The sequence below is a fragment of the Saccharopolyspora elongata genome, from assembly GCF_004348985.1.
GTDB classification, from domain to species: domain Bacteria; phylum Actinomycetota; class Actinomycetes; order Mycobacteriales; family Pseudonocardiaceae; genus Saccharopolyspora; species Saccharopolyspora elongata.
Genome location: NZ_SMKW01000241.1, coordinates 1 through 858, shown reverse-complemented (window position 1 = coordinate 858; position 858 = coordinate 1). Strand labels below are relative to the sequence as shown.

Below are 858 nucleotides of genomic sequence, written 5' to 3'. Positions count from 1 at the left end.
CTGTCCGTGTGGCCCCATCAGGGCGATCAAAAGTGCACGGAGTTCTATCTAGGTCTGTTGCTGGTCCTGTACCTAGGCAAGCCTGTAGCTCCCCGGTCCTGCAAACGAGGAGCGTGTGACGATGAGAGAGCAGCTATGCCAGGCCTCGGATCGCGCAGAGACGCAAGGAGGCTTCACGCGCAGCGTTGATCGAGCGTTGTCGCTTCTGGAGGCGTTGGCAGCGCATGGTTCGCCGTCCAGCCTATCCGGCCTTGCCCGTGCTACTAGTCTCTCCAAGGCAACCGTGCACCGGATATTGAACACGCTCGTTGCGCGAGGGTTTGCGGAAAGAGCAGGTGATGGTTACACACTTGGTAACCAAATGCTTCAGCCGAGACCGGAAGCAATTCGAGCTGCTGCACTGCAGCGTAAGCTGATGCCTTTCCTACTGTCGCTATATGAGCGGACGCATTCTGCGGTGAGCGTTGGAGTGTTGCACCGAGGCTACGTCTTCTACTCGGATCGACTGCATCATCAGTGGCATAACGACAGCTTCCGGCAGCCCGTGCCGGCGCACTGCAGCGCGGTGGGCAAGCTGTTCCTCTCATATGAGCGTGACGCCATCGCCGGGCTCGCCGAGCGGGAGCTGGAGCGGTTCACAGCAATGACGATTACAAGGATTGGCGATCTCAGCTGTGAGCTGACGATTGTTCGCCGAAAATCTGTGGCGTACTCACATGGCGAATATCTTCGTGACGAAGCTGAGGTTGCGGTTCCGATCTTCGGGGCGGATAGGCGGATTGTGGCCGGGATGTCCGTCGCGGGCCCGGTTGATTCGATGAATTTGGACGCGGTCCGGATGGAGGCCAGTAAGTCTGC

The 858-nt window shown here is 58.9% G+C and carries 1 protein-coding gene; it reads left to right on the top strand.

All coding sequences use genetic code 11. The features are described from left to right. Window positions 1-121 precede the first annotated feature (121 nt). On the top strand, window positions 122-858 hold a 737-nt coding region (locus E1288_RS46500), incomplete at its 3' end, for an IclR family transcriptional regulator (RefSeq protein ID WP_132495751.1).